The sequence below is a fragment of the Lactobacillus delbrueckii subsp. jakobsenii ZN7a-9 = DSM 26046 genome (assembly GCF_001888925.1).
GTDB lineage: Bacteria > Bacillota > Bacilli > Lactobacillales > Lactobacillaceae > Lactobacillus > Lactobacillus delbrueckii.
Genome location: NZ_CP018218.1, coordinates 837,817 through 860,078, shown reverse-complemented (window position 1 = coordinate 860,078; position 22,262 = coordinate 837,817). Strand labels below are relative to the sequence as shown.

25 protein-coding genes are annotated in these 22,262 nt (G+C 51.0%); 11 read left to right on the top strand and 14 right to left on the bottom strand.

Going from position 1 to position 22,262, the window contains the following annotated elements; all coding sequences use genetic code 11:
* Positions 1–8: 8 nt before the first annotated feature.
* On the bottom strand, positions 9–389 hold the full coding sequence (locus tag LJ046_RS04470) for a PTS glucitol/sorbitol transporter subunit IIA (protein WP_002877042.1): 381 nt from the start codon (positions 387–389) through the stop codon (positions 9–11).
* Positions 390–553: 164 nt separating this feature from the next.
* On the opposite strand from LJ046_RS04470, the gene LJ046_RS04465 reads away from it, so the two are divergent.
* The 3 genes from LJ046_RS04465 to LJ046_RS04455 all read left to right on the top strand — a co-directional run bounded on the left by LJ046_RS04465 (position 554) and on the right by LJ046_RS04455 (position 2,674).
* Entirely contained in the window at positions 554–1,564 is a 1,011-nt protein-coding gene (locus tag LJ046_RS04465; RefSeq protein ID WP_002877043.1) for a lactonase family protein, read from the top strand.
* 23 nt (positions 1,565–1,587) lie between these two features.
* Complete coding sequence (locus LJ046_RS04460; protein ID WP_002877045.1) at positions 1,588–2,415, top strand: undecaprenyl-diphosphate phosphatase; 828 nt, start codon at positions 1,588–1,590, stop codon at positions 2,413–2,415.
* A 70-nt stretch (positions 2,416–2,485) separates the two neighbouring features.
* Complete coding sequence (locus tag LJ046_RS04455; protein WP_002877046.1) at positions 2,486–2,674, top strand: hypothetical protein; 189 nt, start codon at positions 2,486–2,488, stop codon at positions 2,672–2,674.
* Between the two features lie 85 nt (positions 2,675–2,759).
* On the opposite strand, the gene LJ046_RS04450 is transcribed toward LJ046_RS04455, so the two are convergent.
* The 3 genes from LJ046_RS04450 to yjbM are packed head-to-tail and all read right to left on the bottom strand — an operon-like array spanning position 2,760 to position 5,094.
* Positions 2,760–3,653: an RluA family pseudouridine synthase gene (locus tag LJ046_RS04450; RefSeq protein WP_035176438.1), complete on the bottom strand. Its 894-nt coding sequence runs from the start codon at positions 3,651–3,653 to the stop codon at positions 2,760–2,762.
* A 14-nt stretch (positions 3,654–3,667) separates the two neighbouring features.
* Positions 3,668–4,465, bottom strand: a complete 798-nt coding sequence (locus LJ046_RS04445) for an NAD kinase (RefSeq protein WP_002877050.1) — start codon at positions 4,463–4,465, stop codon at positions 3,668–3,670.
* Positions 4,462–5,094, bottom strand: a complete 633-nt coding sequence (gene yjbM / locus LJ046_RS04440; RefSeq protein ID WP_002877053.1) for a GTP diphosphokinase — start codon at positions 5,092–5,094, stop codon at positions 4,462–4,464. Before yjbM ends, LJ046_RS04445 begins: the two co-directional genes overlap by 4 nt.
* A gap of 103 nt (positions 5,095–5,197) precedes the next feature.
* Between yjbM and LJ046_RS04435 the strand changes: the two genes are divergently transcribed.
* Positions 5,198–5,800, top strand: a complete 603-nt coding sequence (locus tag LJ046_RS04435; RefSeq protein ID WP_002877055.1) for a CYTH domain-containing protein — start codon at positions 5,198–5,200, stop codon at positions 5,798–5,800.
* 80 nt (positions 5,801–5,880) lie between these two features.
* On the top strand, positions 5,881–6,525 hold the full coding sequence (locus tag LJ046_RS04430; protein WP_002877057.1) for a DsbA family protein: 645 nt from the start codon (positions 5,881–5,883) through the stop codon (positions 6,523–6,525).
* Between the two features lie 12 nt (positions 6,526–6,537).
* Here the strand turns inward: LJ046_RS04430 and LJ046_RS04425 are convergent, their stop codons facing one another.
* Entirely contained in the window at positions 6,538–7,398 is an 861-nt protein-coding gene (locus tag LJ046_RS04425) for a competence protein CoiA (RefSeq protein ID WP_002877058.1), read from the bottom strand.
* 314 nt (positions 7,399–7,712) lie between these two features.
* On the opposite strand from LJ046_RS04425, the gene LJ046_RS04420 reads away from it, so the two are divergent.
* Complete coding sequence (locus LJ046_RS04420; RefSeq protein ID WP_072557706.1) at positions 7,713–8,936, top strand: IS110 family RNA-guided transposase; 1,224 nt, start codon at positions 7,713–7,715, stop codon at positions 8,934–8,936.
* Positions 8,937–9,157: 221 nt separating this feature from the next.
* Here the strand turns inward: LJ046_RS04420 and LJ046_RS04415 are convergent, their stop codons facing one another.
* The 5 genes from LJ046_RS04415 to LJ046_RS04395 form a co-directional block, all read right to left on the bottom strand.
* Positions 9,158–9,907 carry an adaptor protein MecA gene (locus LJ046_RS04415; RefSeq protein WP_002877924.1) on the bottom strand — a complete coding sequence of 250 codons (750 nt, stop codon included), beginning with the start codon at positions 9,905–9,907 and terminating at the stop codon, positions 9,158–9,160.
* A gap of 103 nt (positions 9,908–10,010) precedes the next feature.
* Positions 10,011–10,415, bottom strand: a complete 405-nt coding sequence (gene spxA / locus LJ046_RS04410) for a transcriptional regulator SpxA (protein WP_002877925.1) — start codon at positions 10,413–10,415, stop codon at positions 10,011–10,013.
* A 170-nt stretch (positions 10,416–10,585) separates the two neighbouring features.
* Positions 10,586–12,313 carry a phosphoenolpyruvate--protein phosphotransferase gene (gene ptsP / locus LJ046_RS04405; protein ID WP_002877926.1) on the bottom strand — a complete coding sequence of 576 codons (1,728 nt, stop codon included), beginning with the start codon at positions 12,311–12,313 and terminating at the stop codon, positions 10,586–10,588.
* A complete protein-coding gene (locus LJ046_RS04400) occupies positions 12,313–12,579 on the bottom strand; it encodes a phosphocarrier protein HPr (RefSeq protein ID WP_002877930.1) in 267 nt (88 codons plus the stop codon). Before LJ046_RS04400 ends, ptsP begins: the two co-directional genes overlap by 1 nt.
* A 106-nt stretch (positions 12,580–12,685) precedes the next feature.
* Positions 12,686–12,886, bottom strand: coding sequence for a protein YkzS (locus LJ046_RS04395; protein ID WP_002877932.1), 201 nt, complete (start codon positions 12,884–12,886; stop codon positions 12,686–12,688).
* 168 nt (positions 12,887–13,054) lie between these two features.
* Between LJ046_RS04395 and LJ046_RS04390 the strand changes: the two genes are divergently transcribed.
* From LJ046_RS04390 to LJ046_RS04375, 4 genes are all read left to right on the top strand, one after another.
* Positions 13,055–15,250: an ATP-dependent Clp protease ATP-binding subunit gene (locus tag LJ046_RS04390; protein WP_035176512.1), complete on the top strand. Its 2,196-nt coding sequence runs from the start codon at positions 13,055–13,057 to the stop codon at positions 15,248–15,250.
* Positions 15,251–15,365: 115 nt separating this feature from the next.
* A complete protein-coding gene (locus LJ046_RS04385; RefSeq protein ID WP_002877935.1) occupies positions 15,366–15,644 on the top strand; it encodes a DUF1827 family protein in 279 nt (92 codons plus the stop codon).
* Positions 15,645–15,934: 290 nt separating this feature from the next.
* Positions 15,935–17,572, top strand: coding sequence for a multicopper oxidase family protein (locus LJ046_RS04380; protein ID WP_002877936.1), 1,638 nt, complete (start codon positions 15,935–15,937; stop codon positions 17,570–17,572).
* Positions 17,573–17,593: 21 nt separating this feature from the next.
* Positions 17,594–17,782 (top strand): hypothetical protein, encoded by a 189-nt coding sequence (locus LJ046_RS04375; protein ID WP_002877937.1) that lies wholly within the window; start codon positions 17,594–17,596, stop codon positions 17,780–17,782.
* 100 nt (positions 17,783–17,882) lie between these two features.
* On the opposite strand, the gene LJ046_RS04370 is transcribed toward LJ046_RS04375, so the two are convergent.
* A complete protein-coding gene (locus tag LJ046_RS04370; protein WP_002877942.1) occupies positions 17,883–19,454 on the bottom strand; it encodes a peptide chain release factor 3 in 1,572 nt (523 codons plus the stop codon).
* Positions 19,454–20,317, bottom strand: a complete 864-nt coding sequence (locus tag LJ046_RS04365; protein ID WP_002877944.1) for a hemolysin family protein — start codon at positions 20,315–20,317, stop codon at positions 19,454–19,456. Before LJ046_RS04365 ends, LJ046_RS04370 begins: the two co-directional genes overlap by 1 nt.
* A gap of 100 nt (positions 20,318–20,417) precedes the next feature.
* Here LJ046_RS04365 and LJ046_RS04360 point away from each other — a divergent pair, with 100 nt between their 5' ends.
* Positions 20,418–20,885, top strand: coding sequence for a hypothetical protein (locus LJ046_RS04360; RefSeq protein WP_002877947.1), 468 nt, complete (start codon positions 20,418–20,420; stop codon positions 20,883–20,885).
* Here the strand turns inward: LJ046_RS04360 and LJ046_RS04355 are convergent.
* Both LJ046_RS04355 and recX read right to left on the bottom strand, forming a co-directional pair.
* Positions 20,882–21,358 (bottom strand): hypothetical protein, encoded by a 477-nt coding sequence (locus LJ046_RS04355; RefSeq protein WP_002877949.1) that lies wholly within the window; start codon positions 21,356–21,358, stop codon positions 20,882–20,884. The two genes, LJ046_RS04360 and LJ046_RS04355, sit on opposite strands and share 4 nt — an antisense overlap.
* 21 nt (positions 21,359–21,379) lie before the next feature.
* Positions 21,380–22,195 (bottom strand): recombination regulator RecX, encoded by an 816-nt coding sequence (gene recX, locus LJ046_RS04350; protein WP_002877951.1) that lies wholly within the window; start codon positions 22,193–22,195, stop codon positions 21,380–21,382.
* Positions 22,196–22,262: the final 67 nt, after the last annotated feature.

Below are 22,262 nucleotides of genomic sequence, written 5' to 3'. Positions count from 1 at the left end.
AATCCAGCCTACAGGTGTTCGTAAACGATTTCGTCGTCGACTCTGAACTTCGGCATTTCCTGGTCTTCTGGCAAGTCCAGGTAGAGGGCGTTGGACATCGGCTTCTTTGGCACTTTGTCAGTGAAAAAGAGGCTGGCGTGATGCAAGGTCCGCAAGTTGCTGACCGCCATAGGGCCAACATAGTTGATCAAAAAGGTCGTCCCGTCAATGGTCACCGTATCGCCCTTCTTAAGAACGACTGCCTGGGCAGCCTGTTCATCATCAAAGGCCTGGATGACGGAAACGTCCTGCAGTTCATCTTTGGCCGTCTGGCCAAACAAAATTACGACGCGGTCCTTTTCACTGATCGCGTTTGGTCCGATTGCTTTAATTGTAGATATCCATTTCATTTTTATCACCTGGTTAAATTCTAACATACTCACCGGGAACTTAAAGCTAAGAAGAAAAGAATTGTTAATTATTCTTTACGGACGACTATCTCTTATCGACATTTGCTAAAGATAAGCTTAATATTTAAACTGGAGTTATTGTAGAGTAAATAAGGAGGTTTAAATTGCATATTTTAATTGGCGGCTACACCAAGCACGAGTCAGCCGGCATCTACCAGTTTGACTTTATCGGCTCCGGTGACCAGGCCCATCTGGAACAAAGAAGAAACGTCGTTGAAGTCGGCGGGCCAACATATTTCCAAAAAGACGGCCAGTTCATTTTTACCATTAAGAATGAAAACGGCCAGGGGGGCATCGCGGCCTTGGCAAACGGCAAGCTGGTCAGCCAGCTGCTGCACGAGGGGTCTTCTCCGGCCTACATCGGCATCAACAAGGAAAAAAAGCTGCTCTACACGGCCAACTACCACACTGGGGTCCTGGCCGTCATCAGCTATGATGACCAGGGGCAGCTGACCCTGCTTGACCAGGTCAAGCACGAAAACAAGGCTTTAGGGCCGCGGCCTGAACAAACCGGTGCTCACCCGCACTACTTTGATGAAACTCCGGGCGGGCACCTGGTTTCCTGCGACCTGGGCCAAGACAGAGTCGACTTCTACGGCTTTGACGGGCAAAAGCTGACCCACCTGGCCAGCTACCAAAACGAAGACGGCTTCGGCAGCCGCCACCTGGCCTTCTCACCGGACGGCAAGTACTTCTACGTGGCCGGTGAACTTTCCAGCCAGGTCAACGCGGTCAAGTTTGACGAAGAAAACTGGATGTTCCGGTCCCTGGCCACCTACTCAACCATTCCGGAAAGCTGGGACCAGCACAACGGGGCAGCGGCCATCCGCCTGTCAAGTGACGGCAAGTTCCTTTACGTCTCCAACCGCGGCCACGATTCCATCGCCGTCTTTGCCGTTTTGCCAGACCAGGCCCTGAAGCTGGTCCAGCGGGTGTCAACTTTTGGCGAATTCCCGCGGGACTTCAACTGGGACGCGGAGGAAAAGTACGTCGTTGCCGCCAACCAAAACAGCAACAACGCTACCCTCTACCAGCGGCAAAGCGACGGGACCTTGACCCCGCTGGAAAAGGACATCGCGGTTCCAGAAGGCACCAGAGTTTTATTCACTGATTAAGTTAGGAGTATTTTTTTAGTAACATGCTAGACATTTTCAAAGCCATCATTCTCGGCATCATCGAAGGGGTTACGGAATTTCTGCCGATCTCCTCAACTGGCCACCTCTACCTGGCCGACTACATCATCAAGTTAGACCAGCCAACCAGCTTCATCAACATGTTCATGGTTGTCATCCAGCTGGGGGCCATCTTGAGCGTCATCGTGATCTACTTTAACAAGCTGAATCCTTTTGCCCCGTCAAAGAGCAAGCGGGAAAAAGGGCAGACCTGGCAGATCTGGTTCAAGGTCATCGCGGCTGTCCTGCCGTCAATCATCATCGGCCTGCCGCTGAATGACTGGCTGGAAGAAAACATGACCTCATGGCAGGTAATTTCCGCCACCTTGATCATCTACGGTATCCTCTTCATCGTCTTGGAAAACTACTACGCCAAGCGGCAGCCGAGCTTGACTGATTTAAACAAGATGAGCTATAAGACCGCCCTCTTGATCGGCTGCTTCCAGGTTTTGTCCATGATCCCGGGGACTTCCCGGTCTGGGGCAACTATTCTGGGGGCCATGCTGATCGGGTCAAGCCGCTACGTGGCAACTGAGTTCTCCTTCTTCCTGGCTATCCCGACCATGTTCGGGGCGTCGCTTTTGAAGCTGTTCAAGTTCTTCAAAGCCGGCCACGTCTTTGTCGGCAACCAGCTGGCTATCCTCTTGGTTGGCATGGTCGTTTCCTTCATCGTGGCCTACCTGTCAATCAAGTTCCTGCTGAAGTACGTGCAGACCCACGACTTCAAGCCATTCGGCTGGTACCGGATTGTTTTGGGGATCATCGTCATCATCTGCGGTCTGGTATTTGCGTAATCCTTGTATTCACGCGAAAATATGCTATGATTATCGCTCAAGGATAGCAGCTAGAGGACGGTGAATAAACATGTTAAGTTTGCTTTGCTTACTTTTTATTTTATGGCTCTGCTGGAAGATGGGCGTGGCCCTCTGGCGGGTTCTGATCTTTTTGATCGGAGTCGGCCTGGCCTTTGCCTTGCTCAGCTCAGTAGTTTTGCCGCTGCTAGCCATCTGTGCCCTCGGGGGCCTGGCTTGGGCAGTAATCTCAAACGCGTAAAAATAGATAGCAGATGAATAAGAAAAGGAGACAGGCCGGCCTGTCTCCTTTTTTGACTTTATTGTTTTGTTATTTTGCTGCTAATTTATTTCCCTGCTTCTTGCTTCAGCTGCCGCCACAAGCCCTGCATGTCGCCTGGGTCGGGAATCTCAATCTCCCGCTCTTCCCCGCTGAAGGGGTTGGGGAAGGACAGGTAGAAGCAGTTCAAGGCCTGGCGGGCAAAAGCATCCCTGGCCCCGTATAGGTCGTCTCCGTAAAGGACATGGCCGATAGAAGCCATGTGGATCCGGATCTGGTGGGTCCGACCGGTCAACAGGCGGAGTTCAACTAAACTGGCCCCCGGGACCTGGTCAAGGACCCGGTATTCAGTCAAGGCCCTTTGCCCCTTTGGATTGACCTCCCGCTTGACCGTGTCCCCCACCCGGGCCAGGGGCTTGTCGATCAGGCCGCTTAAATCTCCTTCGGCGAAGTTACCATGCACGATAGCGTGGTACTTTTTGATAAAAGCATCCTTGCCCAGCTTGCTGAAGCGGTCATGGGCGATGGCGTTCTTGCCCAAGAGAACCAGGCCGGAAGTGTCCTGGTCCAGCCGGGTCACGATGTGGGGCTTGACGTAAGCCGGGTTGACCCCCTGCTTTTCAAAGTAAGCCAGCACCCGGTTGATTACCGCGTCTTCCGCATGAAAGCCGGAAGGAATCGACAAAAGGCCGGCCGGCTTGTTGATCACCAAATAGTCAGCCGTTTCTTCAACAATGTCCAAGGGCAGGCGGGATACCTTGAGCCAGGGGTTGACCGGCTCTTGGCCCATCAAAAAGTGGACCACGTCCCCTTCTTTTAACCGGTAGCTGCCATTCCGGCGGTGGTGGTTGACCAGCATCATCCCGCCGTGGTTCTTGCAGTTGTTGACTGCCCGCCGGGAAAAACCTTTTTTCAGCAAAAAATGACTCAGCTGGCCTGGGTCATTTTTCGCAACAATCATTTTGTATACTTGCACTATCTGTCACCAATGAAGGCGTCGTTGACCCGCTCCCAAAAATGGTGGTGGCCATACTGGTAAAAGCGAATCTCTTCCGCCGCAATTTTATAATCTACTTTCTGCACGTCGGTCAAGCTGATCCTTTCCCCGTCGACGATCACGACCGCCCGGTCGGAAATCTTCGGCACGATGGTGATCCACTCATCCGGGGCAATAACGATGGGCGAGCCCACCGTCCGGAAGACCAGGTTGTTGATCGAGGCAATTTCGGTCAGCTGCAGGGTCTTGAGGCGGGGATGGATTACCGCTCCGCCCAGGGACTTGCTGTAGGCCGTTGACCCGGTCGGGGTTGACACGCAGAGCCCGTCGCCCCGGAAATTCTCAAAGCGCTCGCCCCCGAGCCAGACCTCAGCTTCCATGGTCTTGGAAATCCGCTTGATTGAGGCTTCATTTAAGGCCAAAAAGCGCTTCTCCCCGCAGCTGGTGGTTACCTTCATCTCCAAAAGCGGGTAGCCCACCTCGTTTTCTTCAACGGGATGGCTGGCCAGGGCGTCAACCAGCTTCTCCATGTCGTAATTCCGCCAGTCGGTGTAAAAGCCCAGGTGGCCGGTGTGGATACCGGCAAAGCAGATCTTGTCCAGCTGCTGCTTATACTTGTGAAAGGCAGAGATCAAGGTACCGTCACCGCCAACAGAAATTACCAGGTCGGGATGCTGCTGGTCCTGCAAAATGCCTTTTTCCGCGAGCAGCACCTGCAGGTGCCGGACCGCCACCTGGGTGGTCACGCGGTCATTGTGAACGATAGCTACTTTCATGACTTTTCCTTGCCCTTGTTCTTGGTGAAGATCTTCTGCGCTTCCTTGACCTCATTTCTGATCGAGGACATCTCTTCATCCAGCTGGTAGGCAGCTTCCGCCGTCCGCTTGAGCCGCTCAGAAATATCTTCCGGGTAGGCCCCCTGGTACTTGTAGTTCAAGGTATGCTCAACCGTGGCCCAGAAGTTCATGGCCAGAGTACGGATCTGGATTTCCGCCAAAAGGCGCTTGGCCCCCTCGGGCAAATAAACCGTGTAGGCCACCACCATGTGGTAGGACCGGTAGCCGGACGGCTTGGCATTTTGGATATAGTCGCGCTCTTCGACGACTTCCAGGTCATCGCGGGCATGGAGCAGGTCAACGACCCGGTAGATGTCATCGACAAACTGGCACATGATCCGGATACCGGCAATGTCCTGCATGTCGGTTTCGATCACGTCCGGGCTGATGACCCGCCGCTGCATTTTCTCCTTAATGGAGTCGACCGTTTTCACCCGGCCAACCACGAATTCTATTGGCGAATGCTCTCCCTTGGTCAAGAAACTCTGCCGGAGAGCTCTGAATTTAGCTTTTAGTTCATTTACGGCTTCATTGTATGGCCATAAAAAAGTATCCCAATCAGTAATCACAGACATTTTCCTTCCATCTTAAACAAATTCATTTTAACATAGATGTTAGCGAAAGCACCAACGCAACCTTTTTAATTTTTATCTAACAAAGGAGTCTTAAAAAATGAGCAAAAACCGCGAAATTGAAGCCAAAGTCGCCCTGGACCAGGCCAGCTATGAGGCTATCGTCGCTGCCTATCCGGTCAAGAGCGACTTCAAACAGAGCAACTACTATTTTGACACCCCGGACAAGCAGCTAAAAGAAGACCACAGTGCCCTCAGAATCCGCTGCTTCCAAGACCGGGCCGAGGAAACCATCAAGGTTCCGGTCAAGAAGCTGCAGGAGACCTACCATGAAAGCCTGGAAATCAATGATGATTTAACCCTGCCTGAAGCCGAGGACTTTTTAAAAAAGGGCCGGCCAAGTCTGACTGGCAATGTTGGCCAGTACCTTTTAGAGCATTACCCGGACAAAGCCAGCCAGCTGACCCTTTTTTCCTGGAGCAAGACCCGGCGGATCCTTTTAGACGGGCCAAAGGGCTGCGAGCTGACTTTAGACCAGACCAGCTACCCGGACGGCTACCAGGACTGGGAAATGGAAATTGAAAATGACTCCCCGGCTGCTATCAAGGAAGCCCTGGCAGAAATTAAGACCCGCTTTGCCCTGCCGGTCAAGTCAGCCAACAATCAGAGCAAGATTGCCCGGGCCAGCCAGCATGACAAGTAAAAATAGGCGAAAGCTTTTCTTTTGTTTTCAAGTAAAAGCTTTGTTAAAGTAGCAGATGAAGCAAAAATTGGAGGTCGACTATGTTCGAACTTTTTCTGTTTATCAATCCGTTAGGTTTATCCTGCTACCAGCTTGAAAAACGCATCCGGCTATTGGCGGAAGAACTGCAACTTGAAATTTCCGTCAATTACATTCCCCTGGTAACCATGGAAGCCATGAAAGCCGACATGATCAAGCGGAACTGGAACTTCAACACTTCCATCAATTTAGCCAATTATCACAATGCCTCAGTCAGCGCCCAGAGCTTTTACTATGCCGTGCAAATCGCTTATGGCAAGAAGAAGGCCAGGAGCTTTTTGTTCAAGTTGCAGGAAAGTTTGAGTGACGGCCAGCGGTCTTATTCCCCGGCCTTGGCTGAAGAATTGATGGAAAGCCTCAATATCAAGCCAAAGAAAATTTCATCTACTTTGAAAGATGCCTGCCTTAAAGACGTCATTGCCCAGGACCAGCAGCTGGCCAGGAAATTCCAAATCACGGCCCTGCCTTCAATCGTGATTTTTGACGACCAGATCGATGACAGCGGTCTCTTGCTTGATGGTGAATTAAGCGACGACGACCTCCTGCAAATTTTCCAAAACAGCGCGGACAGCTGCCTTGAACCCTTGATGCAGCTAACGGAGAATGCTCCACTTTATTATCCGGTCAGCCACCTTCATCTCTTATAGCCAGCCTCTCCTTTAGGGGCTGGTTTTTTGCTGCAAAAATTTCAAGAGCCAGCTTTTCTCCCCCGGCCTGCGCCAAGTGGAAAAAGCTTCCTTGGGCAAAGTAAAGACAGTGTAGCCGGCCAGGTACATCAATTCCCCCAGCTTCTGACCCAGCTTGCTCTTTTCCTTCAGCTGCTGGTCCAGATAGTCCCGCTCCTTGACCCAGTCATCGGCCAAAGGCGGGGGCAAAAGGGGCCTAAAGTGCCATAAAGCAGCAATTCCTTCCGCGTCCAAGGCGAAGTCCACCTGCCGGTACAGCAAGGTCTGGCTGACAGGGGCCTGCCTTATTTGGTACTTCAATCTAATCAAGCCTGCCTCTTGGTGAATTTCCAGATAATAGCTTCCCCAGCACCGGTTTTCCCTGAAAAAGATCAGCTGGGTCTGCTTTAGCTTTTCCCCTAAAAAATGCCGGCGGCCGACCAACCAGACATCCTTAATCCCAATCGCCTGGTAAAGGGCATGCCGGTGGGCAAACTCCCCCTTGCTTAAGGGCGCGCACTGGACTTCAAAGGCCAAGAGCGGTGTGGCCAAAATGTCAGCCCGCAAGTCACCGTCAGCCAGCGGCACTTCAGCTTTTGCATTTAGCCCCGCCGCGGTCAAAGCGGCTTTGAGGAGCATTTTCCCCTGCCGGTGCTCCTCTTGTTCTCCTAGCCCCCGGTAAGCCTGGTAGTGCTTGAAAAAAGGCTCTGCCTTCTGCGACAAAACCAGGATGACCGGTTTCCGGCAGCGCGGGCAGCGGTAGACTTCCTGGTTGAGATAGGCCGGGTTCTCCCGGACCTTGCCGGCCTCACTGACGGCCAGGACCAGTTCTTTATTTAACAAAGCTGCGTACAAAATAATACCCCATTAACTAGTACGCCAAAAAGGGGAGATTTTTTTAAAAATAGGCAAAACATACTAACCTAGTGTTGGATGATTACTCGACGGAGTAGTCGTTCAACACTTTTTCTTTTACTATGTAAAGTGGAGATGAAGCCAATGCCGTTCCTTTTCTGGACACACGATGTCGTAGGCAAAACGGGCAGCTTCACCATTCAATTGTGAATCTCGTCTAAGTATGTTGGCTGTTAAAGTCCTGTTGAGAAAATTAGATCTGATTGGATTAGGTGAAGGTAGCTCATCTCCGAGTAAAGCGGAGGTTTATTCTTATGGATTTATTGAAAACTGTTTTCGGTATTGATGTTAGCAGCCGAAAGTCTAACGTATGCATTATGGTCAATGGCCAAAAAGTTAATGACTATGCCATCTCCAACGATATGGTAGGCTTCAATCAGCTGCTAGGTGACCTTAAGCAGGTTACTAACCCACAGATTATCTTTGAAGCAACTGGCGTCTATTCCAGAAGACTCCAGGCATTCTTGGACATGCACGAATTGCGCTATGTCATGATGAATCCGCTAGAAGCCAAAAGAAAGACAAAGGATGACCTGCACCAGAACAAGACCGATAAGCTTGATGCCTTGTACCTTGCCAAGCTGCAATCTGAGCACCCGCAGCGGCTGGCCTACGTTCAAAGCGAAGAATATCAAGAATTGATGGCCAATAACCGTATCTACGAGCAGGCTTCGCACGATCTGATAACCAACAGGAATAGACTGCACAAAGCCATTCAGCTCACTTTCCCAGAGATTGAGCACTTAATGGTTAATCCGAGAGGGAAAAACTACTGGAGTATTGTCCTCAGATTCCCACACCCAGATATCGTACTAGAAACAAAAGAAGCCGATATCATCGACTTCTTAAAGGGCTTAACCGGTATTGGTAAAAAACGCGCTAACGACATAGCGCAAAGTCTTATTCGGTTGGCTAAAGTCGCATGCCCAGCTGTCAAAAAGAACAGTGCTCATATTCGTGGCCTCAAAATGGCTATTAACAACATTCTGAGCGCTGAAGAAGAGTGCCAGACTGCTTTACAGGAGATGGCAAAGCTGGCTCCTAAACGGGATCTGGAGATCCTCACAAGCATTCCATGCATTGGCGAAAATACTGCTCTAAGAATCATTAGTGAGCTTGGGGACATCAGACGTTTTAACAACCCTAGCCAATTAAATGCCTTCGTTGGTGTTGATCCTCAAGTTTATGAATCTGGCAATCTCACGGCCCACCTGTCAATTTCAAAGCGTGGGACAGCTATTGGCAGAAAGGTGCTGTACTTGGCCATAAACCAAATTCAGTCGGCTAAGAAAGCGGGAAACCCTTGTCATATTGCGGATTATTACGAGAAACGAAAACGGTCTTCTGAGACTGCAAGTCACAAGAAGGCCGCTATCGCATCGATCCATAAATTATTACGGACGATCTTCGCTTTAATTAAGAATGATCAATTGTATAGCTATGACGTAGCCAAACATAACCAAAGACTTTTGTCATAAAAATTGATCCAATAGATATTATAACAGCCTCTTTTTTGAAATTACAGAAGGTGGCTGTATTTATCATGCCCTAAATCAGATATTTAACTCGATTCTCCGGGAACCATTTCCCGATTAGGCCCTTATTTCAAAATAAAATTGCTAAAATCGTTGATAACACTTGACTTAGAGTAGAAAATAAAAGGACCCCCGAAGGAGTCCTTAAATTATCATCTGGATTCTTAAGCCCGCTTGCTGGCAAACTGCCGGCGCAAAGCCCCCAGCGCATCCTGCTGGAAGAGGCACTGGCCATGGGCTTGGGCCTGCTGGAATTCGTCAGCGGACACCTGGCGGCCAAATTCATTGGCGATCGCCCAGGCATCAGCTGGCTTGATTTCCGCGTAATTCTCGTCCATAAAAGCCATCTTGAGATAAAACTGCTGCTTGTAGTAGTAGACGCTGGACGCCAGGTCACTGACCTTGAGGCTGTCAGCCAAAGCCAGGAGGTCATCGATATCGTCAAAGACTAAAACATGGGTCTCCTGGTAACTCCAGTAGTCCTCGTAGTCTTCATCATCGGTGTTGCCCAGGTCCTGCATAATCACCGGGTCCATCTCAGTGTTAGCGTCATCAGCCGGGTTCAAGTCGGAAAAGGCCCAGTCATCTTCCTCAACCGCTTCCGCCATATCGTCTCCGACCCCATTGGCTTCAGGATCAAAGAAGCGCCGCATTTCTTCCGGCAGGTCTCTGCCTGCATTCATCTTGGTAATCAGGAGATCGATCCCGCTATCGTTGGGCATGACCTGGAAAGTCACCGGCGCATCGCTGGCAAAGTCATTGTCCTCGTCCACTTCGCGGAGAACTGACAGGAAAAATTCCTGGACTCTTTCCCGGTTGCCGAGTAAATCCAAGATCTTCAAGCCCCGCTGGTTCAGATCCTCCCGGGTCATGCTTACGCGGAGCGTGTTCTCATTCACCTTTTCAACGCGCATCTTCATCCCTCCTTATATGTGTACCGTTATTGTAACCTAAAAAGCCAACAAAGCAAAAGCGTTAGCTTCTAGAAGCCAACGCCTGCAACTTTCTATTCTGAAATTAAAAATCCTGGTCTGCCAGGCGCTTAGCCCGGGCTATTTCCAGCCGGCGCACGCTGCGCGGCAGGAAGCGGCGGATTTCATCTTCATTGTAGCCAACCTGCATCCGACGGTCATCCAAAATAATTGGCCGTCTCAGCAGGCTTGGGTTCTTTTCAATCAAATCGATCAGTTCATTCATTGAAATGTCGTCCAGGTCGATATTCAGCTCTTGAAAAGCCTTCGACCGTGTTGACACGATTTCTTCCGTGCCTTCTTCAGTCATTCTCAGAACATGAATGATTTCTTCCCGGTTCAAAGGATATGAAATAATGTTTCTTTCCTTGTAGGGAATATTGTGCTGTTCAAGCCATTGCTTTGCCTTGCGACATGAGGTGCAGCTTGGAGAAACATATAAATCTACCATTGTTACCACGCTCCTTTAAAATGAGATTGCATGAACACACATTCGTTGCTTACTATATAGTTTAGCATGGATACTTACAAAAAGGAAGGGGGTAATTGGCTTTCTTTTAAATTTCTTAATTAATCAAGAAAAAAGCGGTCAGCTCACGCTAATCGCTTTTAATTTGCTCTTTACTTGTCAGCCATCAAGTTCTTAACCAGTTCGATGTTGTCTTCGTTGGTCAATGATTCCTTGGTTGCCTTGTCAGCCAGGCTAGCGAGTTCTTCAGTTGAGAGCTTCTTCATTTCGTTTCTGATCCGCAGAATTGAAGTTGCGCTCATTGAGTATTCGTCCAAGCCCATGGAAAGCAGGATTGGGAACATGATTGAGTCACCAGCTGCTTCACCACACATCCCGCACCAGATACCAGCTTCGTGAGCTGAGTCGATCGTGTGCTTGATGAGGCGGAGAACTGACGGGTTGTATGGCTGGTAGAGGTAAGAAACGTTTTCGTTGCCCCGGTCAGCAGCCATAGTGTATTGGATCAAGTCGTTGGTCCCGATTGAGAAGAAGTCGACTTCCTTGGCAAATTGGTCTGCCAGAACGGCAGCTGCCGGAACTTCGATCATCATGCCGACTTGCAGGTCGTCGCCAACCTTGACGCCTTCCTTGACCAGCTTGTCCTTTTCTTCAGCCAAAACAGCCTTGGCTTGGTGAAGTTCGTCCAAAGTACCGATCATTGGGAACATGATCCCCAGCTTGCCGTAAGCTGATGCTCTCAGCAAGGCCCGCAGCTGGGTGCGGAAGATTTCCTTGTTTTTCAAAGACAAACGAACGGCCCGAATACCCAGGAATGGGTTCATTTCTTCTGGCAGGTCCCAGTAGGACAGGTGCTTGTCGCCACCGATGTCCATGGTTCTGATGATAACCTGCTTGCCGTTCATGCCTTCCAGAACCTTCTTGTAGGCTTCAAACTGGTCTTCTTCAGTTGGGAAGTCGTTTGAGTTCATGTACAAGAATTCAGTTCTGAACAAGCCGACTGCTTCAGCACCGTTTTCCAAAACGCCAGCCAGGTCGTCTGGAGTACCGATGTTGGCAGCGATCGTGAAGTGCTTGCCGTCAGCAGTTACTGATGGTTCGTCCTTCAACTTCCGCCATTCAGCCTTTTGCTTAGCGAAGTCGTCGCCCTTCTTGCGGTAGTCAGCCACTTGTTCTTCGCTTGGTTCAACGATAGCCACCCCATCCAAACCGTCAGCGATCAGCATTTGGCCGTTTTCTACAGAAGTGGTGATCTTTTCAGTCCCGACAACAGCTGGGATTTCCAAAGACCGGGCCATGATGGCTGAGTGGGCAGTCCGGCCGCCCAGGTCAGTTACGAAGCCCTTAACGTACTTCTTGTTCAATTGTGCCGTGTCACTTGGCGTCAAGTCTTCAGCCACCAGAACTACTTCGTGGTCGATGCTTGCCAAGTTAGGCAGTTCCTTGCCCAGCAAGTGCGCCATGATCCGCTTTGAAACGTCGCGGACGTCAGCTGCACGTTCTTGCATGTAGGCATTGTCAGTCATGCTTTGGAAGATAGTGATGAAGTTTTGGGCAACTTCATCCAAAGCTGCTTCACTGTTGACAGCGTCGCTCTTGATCTTGGCGCTGATCTGGCCAGTGAATTCAGGGTCTGACAGGAACATCAAGTGGGCGTCAAAGACTTGCGCTTCTTCTTCACCCAAGCTTTCTGCGGCAACCTTGCGGATGCTTTCCAATTCAGCTTGTGATTCGGCAACTGCCTTATCAAAGCGGGCTACTTCAGCTTCCACGTCAGCAACGGACTTCTTTTCAAAAGAAAGGTCCGGTTCGACCAGGAGGTAGGCTGGAGCAACAGCAACGCCGTCACTGGCTGCGATGCCCCTCAAAGTTTTAGTCATTATTCAGCCAAACCTTCTTTTGACATAGTTTCAGCAATAGCTGCGATAGCTTCCTTTTCGTCATCGCCTTCAGCGCTGATAGTTACATCTGCACCTTGGCCAACACCCAATGACATTACGCCCATGATTGACTTAAGGTTAACTGACTTACCGTTGTATTCAAGGTTGATGTCTGAACCAAACTTTGAAGCAGCTTGTACCAACAAGGTAGCTGGACGAGCGTGAATACCAGTTTCAGCGATAATGTGAAATTCTTTCTTTTCCATCGTAAATTATCTCCTTTAAAAATCAAGAATTGGGTACCAAAGTACCGTTTCTTTTAAAGAATAACATGTTTTCGAGGTCAATACAACTTAATTGTAAATGTTTTCATTAATATTTAGGCTTATTCTCTATCGAAGTATAGGTAATAACCCCGCCGCGGCCGGCACGGCCGGTGATTTTCTTGTTTTTTCCGTAATTGCGCAGGCTTTGCTGGAAAGCAAACGCATCTTCCGGGTCCTTCTGCGGGTCGATCTGGTACTCCAGCAAGTCGCCTGAGACCAATTTCTCCAAAATATCAGTATAGTCCATATTAATGTCACAACCTCCTGTCCATTATTTTAGCGCAATTTTTTGTCAAAATTAAAGGAAGAAGTCTCAAAGGCTGGCTATTTTCTCCCCTGAGTCTTAGCACTTGACTAATTAGAGTGCTAAGCTCTATAATTTAGTCAGAGCTTTGATGAAAGGCGGTACTTTAACATGTTGTGTCAAAACTGCCACCAACGGCAGGCCTCGATACATCTTTACACGAAGATCAACGGCCAAAACAATGAAATCGACTTATGTCAGCAATGCTACCAAGAGTTAAGGAATCAACAAGGAAATCAAATGAATAATAACAACTTTTTCGGCGACTTTGACGACCTCTTCAATGCTTTGAACGGGCAGTCAAATGGCGCAAACCATTACAACAACCAAAATCCATTCGGCCCGACCCCGGGCCGCGGCGGCAATGGCGGCGGCCAGTCCCTTCTTGACCAGTTCGGGACCGACTTAACAGATCTGGCCAAGAAGGGCAAGATCGACCCAGTTATCGGCCGGGACCGGGAAATCGCCCGGGTAATTGAAATCCTCAACCGGCGGACCAAGAACAACCCAGTCCTGATCGGGGAAGCCGGGGTCGGCAAGACCGCGGTCGTTGAAGGCCTGGCCCAGGACATCGTGGACGGGTCAGTTCCAGCCAAGTTACAAAACAAGCGGATCATCTCCCTCAACATGGTTTCCATGGTCCAAGGGACCGGGATCCGGGGCCAGTTTGAGCAAAGAATGCAGCAGCTGATCAAGGAACTGCAGAGCCAGCCGGACATCATCCTCTTTATCGACGAAATCCATGAAATCGTCGGCGCCGGCAATTCTGAAGGCGGCATGGACGCCGGCAACATCATCAAGCCGGCTCTGGCCAGAGGTGAGCTGCAGTTAGTCGGGGCTACGACTATCAAGGAATTCCGGGAAATCGAAAAGGACTCCGCCCTGGCCCGGCGCTTCCAGCCAGTTGAAGTCAAGGAACCAAGCATCGACGAGACAATCAAGATCCTCAAGGGGATCCAGAAGCGCTACGAGGACTACCACCACGTCAAATACACTGACGACGCCATCGAAGCCGCCGTCAAGCTGTCTGCCCGCTACATCCAGGACCGCTTCCTGCCAGACAAGGCCATCGACCTTCTGGACGAAGCCGGGTCAAGAATGAACCTGACCATCCCTTACATCGATAAGGAAAAGATCCAGGAAAGAATCGACGCGGCTGAGAAGCTCAAGCAGGATGCCTTGAAGAACGAAGACTACGAAAAGGCTGCCTACTACCGCGACCAGATCGAAAAATACGAGAAGCTGAAGGACCAAAACGTCGACCCGGACAAGACCCCAACCATTACAGCCAAGGTCATGGACAAGATCGTGGAAGAAAAGACCAACATCCCGGTCGGCGACATCCAGGCACAAGAAGAAAACCAGCTGATCAACCTAGCCAGCGACCTCAAGGCTAAGGTTATCGGCCAGGACGAGGCCGTTGACAAGGTGGCCCGGGCCATCAGAAGAAACCGGATCGGCTTCAACAAGTCCGGCCGGCCAATCGGCTCCTTCCTCTTTGTTGGCCCGACCGGGGTCGGCAAGACCGAGCTGGCCAAGCAGCTGGCCTTGAAGATGTTCGGCAGCGAAGACGCCATGATCCGCTTCGACATGTCCGAATTCATGGAGCAATACTCCGTCTCCAAATTGATTGGGTCTGCCCCGGGCTATGTCGGCTATGAAGAAGCCGGCCAATTGACCGAACGGGTCCGCCACAACCCATACAGCTTGATCCTTTTGGACGAAGTTGAAAAGGCCCATCCGGATGTTTTGAACCTCTTCTTGCAGATTCTTGACGACGGCCGCTTGACCGACTCACAAGGGCGGACTGTTTCCTTCAAGGACACGATCATCATCATGACCTCAAACGCCGGCCAGGGAATCAAGACGGCCAGCGTAGGCTTCGCGGCAGAAAACAACAAGAATGAAGCTGAAGAAACCCGCAAGGTGATGAGCCAGTACTTCAAGCCGGAATTCCTGAACCGATTTGACGACATCATCCAGTTCCACCCATTGAGCAAGGGCAACCTCCTGCAGATCGTCAACCTCCTTTTGGACAAGACCAATGCCATGGTCAGCGACCAGGGCCTGCACATCAAGGTTACCGACGCGGCCAAAGACAAGCTGGTTGAGGAAGGCTACGATCCGGAAATGGGCGCTCGTCCGCTTCGCCGGGTCATCCAGGAAGAAATTGAAGACAAGGTGGCCGACTACAAGCTGGACCACACTGAGGCCAAGCAATTAGTGGCGGACTTAAAGGACGGGGAAATCACGATTTTCGAAGAAGTTCCCGCCCTGCCAGTCACTGAAGCAAGCAAAGAAAAATAACTATCTCTGAGCAGAAAAAACAAGGATTATCCAAAAAGGATCCTTGTTTTTTCTTGAATGCGTTATAATGAAAGTGAGGGGAATATCAGAGACAAATAGAAACGGGTGAAGTTTTATGCACTTAATTGATGTCACTAATAGCTATGCCGAATTAGTTCACAGTCAGCTAAATACTACGAGCGTGAACTATGTGAAAGTTTACTCCTTAGGCAACACTACCGTAATTTATACCGAAAGCCCAATCGCCATCGGGATCGTTCTGGAAAACCACCACCGCAAGATCCGCGAGGAAGAACTCGAATTTGTAATCAAGCGGCTGATTCCCGACCAGACCAGCTATCAGCTTACGGTTGACAAGCACCGCCGGGTCGTCGAAATCCACGTTGACAAGTAATCCCTGCAAAAAGAGCCCACTGGGCTCTTTTTTTCTTCCCTATCTTCTTCCCTTATTCTTTTCAGCAAAATTCAAAAAATACTTGTTTTTTAGCAAAATTACAGATTAACTTGCGAAAAACAGCCTTTTTTTCAAAAAAATTGTCAAAATTGACCTATGTCAATTTTTTTATAAAAAATAGTTCTATAATCTCCTTTGAGCGCTGGAAAGCGCTTTTAGAAAAGAAAGTGAATGTGTAAAAAGCAGCAATTTTAAACTGTTGATTTAGTAAAAATAAGGAGGCACTGATCATGACAGTTTATCCGGATTACTTTTATTCTGAAAAAGACTTTGATAAGAGCCACATGGGCTACAAGCCGCTGACCATTCCAGCTGGCGTTGAGGCCCAGCCTTTGGCCGTTCCCCCGCTTTTAGCGCCGGACAAGGTTGACGGCAATGACATCTACTACACCATCGAGGCCCAGGAAGGCGAAAGCCAGATCCTGCCAGGCAAGAAGACCAAGACCTGGGGCTACAACGCTCCCCTTTTGGGCCAGACCCTGGTAGTCAAGACCGGGCAAAGAGTCCACGTGCGTTTGAAGAACAGCCTGCCTGTCCTCACTTCATTCCACTGGCACGGCATGGAAGTTCCGGGACCAATTACTGACGGCGGCTGCCACGCCCCAGTATACCCTGGCGAAGAAAAAAACATCGAATTTACGGTCAAGCAGCCAGCCGCTCTGACCTGGCTGCACGCCCACCCATGTCCGTCAACGGCCATGCAGGTCTGGATGGGCCTGGCCATGGGGGTTGTGGTTACTGACGACAACGAAGCCCGCCTGCCGATTCCAAAGAACTACGGGGTTGACGAATTCCCGATCATCCTGCAAGACCGGACCTTCCACGACAACCAGCTCGACTACCGGGCTGACTACGACCCGATGGGGGTCTTTGGTGAAGTGCCTTTGATCAACGGCGTGGTCCGTCCTTACGTTGACGTGACGACCCAAAAGGTCCGCCTGCTCTTCTTGGGAGGGTCTGACCGCCGGGAATGGCGCCTGCACTTTGAAAACGACTTGACCATGACACAAATCGGCGGGGACGACTCCTTCCTCAGACACCCGATTGACGTTAAGAAGCTTTTGATCGGGCCAGGGGAAAGACAACAAGTCATCGTTGACTTTGCCGGCTACAAGGAAGGCGACGTTGTCAGCCTCTACACTGACGACTTCAAGCTGGTTGAATTCCGCATCCACGCCTTTGAAAAAGACGACCGTGAACTGCCATTCAACATCTTCACTCCGGACGACCCGGCTGTGAACAGCGAAGCGCCAGTCCGCCACGTAACCATGGACGACCACGACAAGATCAACGGTCTCCGCTTCTCCATGGAAAGAATCGACATGAAGCAGACCTTGAACTCAGTTGAATACTGGGACGTAACCAACACCAACAACTCTGCTTCAGGGATGCTGCATCCCTTCCACATCCACGGGGCCCACTTCCTGGTTGTTTCCCGCAACGGGCAAAAGCCTAACCCGAACGAAATCAATGTCTACAAGGACACTATTGAAGTCGGACCAGGAGAAACTGTCCGCCTGAAGGTCTACTTCCAAAACGCCGGGGTCTTCATGTACCACTGCCACATCATCGAGCACGAAGATGCCGGCATGATGGCCCAGATCCAAATCGTTGACCCGAAGGATCCGAACAAGACCTACAAGCTGATGGACATGGAAACCATCACCAACGCCTTTGCAGAAGAAATGGGCGTTGAACCAGGCGAAGTCTTTATGCCAGGGATGGACGTTGAAGACATGGACATGGGTGCCTGCTTCCACGCGGCTGAAGCTTCGACCAGCCGCCGCTTGGTCGAAGCCGTTACTGCCGCTTCAAGAGCAGGTCATAAAGGCCACCACGACGCGACCAGCGGGGCCAGCCACCACTAAAAAACTTGTAGGATCAGAATTATGATGAACAACAACCTTTACTTGAAGATTTTATGGGTCTTACTGTACGGCATCGTCGCCTTCTACACCTTTACCGACAAGACGATGATGGCCATGTACTGGATGGCCGGGGTAATGTTTGCCCAAGCGGTCCTTGACCTCGTTTACTACTTTTTGCCAAAGAGCAAAACAGAAATGACTGAATGCTAGTCAGTCAAACCAATCATGCGCAAAAAAACGATGCCTCGCGGCATCGTTTTTCTTGTTTGCTATCTTCTTTTGCTGATTTGTTTTTACTTGCTTCTTTGCATTACAGCTTTTCCGTCAATTCCACATCCGGGTACTTGTCGTGGAACCAGCGTTCAGCAAAGGCGTTCTCAAAGAGGAAGAGAGGATTGCCAAAGCGGTCCTTGACCAGGAGGTTCCGGCTGGAAGACATCTTCGGGTCCAGCTGGTCCGGGTTGATCCAACGGGCTACCCGGTGGCCAATGGAAGTCATTTCAACTTCAGAGTTGTATTCGTTCTTCATCCGGTACTGGAAGACTTCAAACTGCAGCTGGCCAACCGCCCCCAAAATGTAGTCGTCGGTCTGGTAGTTGCGGTAGAGCTGGACAGCCCCTTCTTGAACCAGCTGGTTCATCCCCTTGTGGAAGGACTTCTGCTTCATGACGTTCTTTGGTGAAACCCGCATGAAGAGTTCCGGGGTAAATTCCGGCAGCGGCGGGAATTCCAGCTTGCGCTTGCCAGCGTAGATAGAGTCCCCGATCTGGAAGTTGCCAGTGTCGTAGAGGCCGACAATGTCCCCGGCCACGGCTTCAGAAACCTGAACCCGGGCACTGGATTCAAATTCAACGGCATTGTTCAAGCGGACCTGCTTGCCGGTTCTGGCCAGGGTTACGTCCAGGCCCTTGCTGAATTCCCCGCTGCAGACCCGGACAAAAGCAATCCGGTCTCTGTGCTGAGGGTTCATGTTGGCCTGGATCTTGAAGATGAAGCCGGAGAATTCGTCATCATCTGGCTTCAGTTCTTCATCCCCGTTGACTTCGTGCTCGCCTGGCGCTGGTGCCAGGTCAACAAATTGTTCCAGGAAAGTTTCTACCCCGAAGTTGGTCAAGGCTGACCCGAAGAAGACTGGAGTCTGCTGGCCGGCCAAAACCTTTGCCCGGTCAAAGCTGGCCCCGGCCCCTTCCAAAAGCTCGATTTCACCCAAGGTTTCTTCAAACTGCGGGTCATCGGCCAAAGGACTGCCGGCTGGCGCCTTTCCGTCTGCTAAAGCGATAAAGCGGTCCTGCCCTTCTTCCGGGTGGTAGAGTTCAACCCGCTGGTTGGCCAGGTCGTAAAGGCCCAGCAGGCTCTGCCCCATCCCGATCGGCCAGTTCATGGCCACACCTTCAATGCCCAGGACTTCTTCCAGTTCAGCGACCAGGTCCAGGGGTTCCCGGCCGTCCCGGTCCAGCTTGTTCATGAAGGTAAAGACCGGGATTCCCCTTTGCCGCACGACCTTGAAGAGCTTCTTGGTCTGCGGCTCGATCCCGCGGGCGGAGTCGATAACCATGACCGCGGCGTCAACCGCCATCAAAGTCCGGTAGGTGTCTTCTGAGAAGTCCTGGTGGCCTGGGGTGTCCAGGATGTTGATCCGCTTGCCCTGGTATTCAAACTGCATAACGGATGAGGTAACGGAAATCCCACGCTTCTTTTCGATTTCCATCCAGTCACTGGTGGCGTAGTTCCCGGTCTTGCGGGCCTTAACGGTCCCGGCGCTGCGGATCACCCCACCCAAGAGCAGCATTTGTTCCGTAATCGTCGTCTTACCTGCGTCGGGGTGGGAAATGATTGCGAAAGTCCGCCGCTTGTTTACTTTGTCTAAAAGTTCTTTGTTCATTATTCTTCAGTTTCTTCCTCGTAATTTTCTTCTGGCAGGGTCAACAAGACAGTTAAGAGCCGCGACCCCCGCATTCTTCTGGTCGTCAAAACCATGCCGTTGTCCAGGGGCACTTCCAGCTGCTCGCCTCTGCCCGGGATCACGCCAAGTTTGGTGATCATATAGCCGGCCAGGGTGTCAACGTCTTCCATTTCCAGGTCGGTGCCAAAGCGGTCGTTGAAGTCGGTCAAAGGCATCTTGCCGTAAATGTCAAATTGCCCGTCATTCAGCTGCCGGACCAAAACTTCTGCCTTGTCGACCTCGTCGTCAATGTCGCCAACGATTTCTTCCAGCAAGTCCTCGATGCTGGCCAGGCCGGTCACCCCGCCATATTCATCAGTTAGGATGGCCAATTGCTGCTGGCTGGTCTGCATCTGCACCAGCAAGTCGTCCAGCTCGATCGTTTCCGGGGCAAAAAGGGGCGGGGAAATCAAGCGGTCATAAGTCAGCTGGTCAAAGCCGTGCCGGCGGGCCTCTCTAAGAATGGTACGGATGTGGATGACACCCACGATCTGGTCCTTGTCCTGGCGGTAGACGGGAATTCTTGAATAAGGCTGGCGGAGGATGTCATCCAGGTTTTCCTCCAGATCGTCCTCAATGTCGATCATGAAGGCGTCAGTCCGCGGCACCATGACTTCCCGGGCTACCTTGTCATGGAAAGCCATACTGCCCTCAATCATCGAATATTCAATATCAGTCAAAACATTGCCGGCATGCAGCTGGTCAATTTCTGCCTGCAGCTGGTCCTTGCCGCTTTCTTCATTGCTGGAAAAACGGCTTCTCAGTTTGCCAAACAGGCTGCCGGTCGCAGGGTCGCTTGTCATTTTCTTAACTCTCTTTCGTAAAATCCTTAAATATTTACATTATAGCATATGACCTTACGGGAATATGTTAAAATAGCCCAGTAGAAAGAGGTGTTTTACCATGAAAATGCGCCGCATTATGTTAGTTTTCGTCTTCCTGCTCTTGATCCCCTACATCTGCAGCCTAGCCATCATCGGGATCGGCTTTAACGCCCTGGTCCTGCACTCGACTGACCCCTTCCGCACGGCTGTAGGGGCCTTTGTCGGGGCCATCATCATGCTGGCCGTCAAGGCCACGATCCAGCGGCCCTTGAATTTGCTGGCCGGAGATATCTATGACAGCTTTCTGCAGCAGATTCTCCGCTTCTTCAGCATCCGCCGCCGGCCGCTCTTGCAGGTAGCCAACTTTATCCTGGACTTTGTCCTCTGCACCCTGGCCACGATCGTGATCCGCCTGCTTTTGCCCCTGGAATGGATCGTCGGCACCTCCATGGGCTTCGTCATCTTGGTCATGTTCATTTCAACTTGCCTGGGGGCCTATATCGAATACGACAACCTGTCCATTGCCGCTGAAATCAAGCAATCCTAATTCTGACTGACCGGGAGGTAAAGGCTCTTGGTCAGTTTTTTACTGCCTAAATCTAGCTGGCGGAGGATATAAGGGTTAGGATTCTCCTCCAGCTGAGCCTGGAAGTCGCTGCCTAAGTCGCCGGCTTCATCCAAAAAGCGGGGCAGTTCAAAGTTCAGGGGCAGGTCGAAATAGGCCGCGTTGGCCGTCTCTTCTTTTTGGAAAACCCGGGCGCTTGGCAGGGAAAACTTGAGCAGGCCGCTAACTTCGCTATCCTTAGGCGCGATCACCCCATACCAGTACATGAAATTTTCCGGGCCAAAAACAATCAAGGACGCCCGCTGCCCGGCAAGGCCGGCCTCTTTGACAAAGGCTTGAAAGGCCGGGTCAGCTTCCAGTTCCTGGTTGGCGGCCGCGAAGGTCCCGTTTGCATCCATCATCCGGTCAGGAAAGGCCTTGCCGATAAAAGTAAGTTCGTTAATTTCTGTCTGCATCTCTTTACTTCTTTCTATTTTCTAGTATTCTTCCAGTTCTTCTAAAGGAATGATTTCCCCGGCCAAAAAGGCGCTGATTTCATCCCCGGAAAAGCCGTGGCTGTACAGATACTGCCGCATCTTCTGCTCCCTTACACCTGGCTCATAGCGCTTGAAGCGCTTGTAGGCCTTAAGGCCCTGCTTGGCCAGAGCCGCTCTTTCCTGGTCCTCATCTGCTTCCGGGACTAAATCCTGGGTCACGGCCTGGGCCAGGGAGCCGGAGAAGCCGTGGCTGAGCAGTTTAGTCTGCATCTTACGGTCGACTTCCCGCTTGGCAATCTTCCCCTGCTGGCCCAAAAGTGACTTGACCAGGCGCTTGCCAACCCCGGCCCATTCCTCATCAGTCACGTCTGCCAGGGCAGCTTCGATTAAGTCATCGTCAACGCCCTTTTTCTTTAAGTCCCGGCGGACAGCCCCTGGTCCATTCTTGCCGACCTGGAGGTTATTTTTGACAAAAAGGCGGGCATAAGCCGCGTCTTCCAGGTAGCCCAGCTGGGTCAGCTCGTTAACGGCCCGCTTGGCCGCTGACCGGGAAATTTCATGCTGGCTGAGGTAGTCAGTCACTTCCTTGACCGTCCGGGGCTGGTAGGACAGGTATCTGGCCGCCAGGTCGCTGGCCTTGGCACTGGCTTCATAGTCCAGGATTTCATTGATCTTCTGGGGGCTAAGCTCCTGGCCCTTGAGCAGGACAAATTCCGCCAGGGTCTTCTCGCTGACGGAAAAGGCATATTCCTGGTCCAAAAAAATATTGTAGCGCCCCTGCCGCTTTTGTGCACTAACTTTCGTGATAATGGCCATTTTTTCCTCCTTTTTGGCAAATCTGACAACTCTATCTTAGCAAATTGCCGCAAAAGCTGCGAAAAAC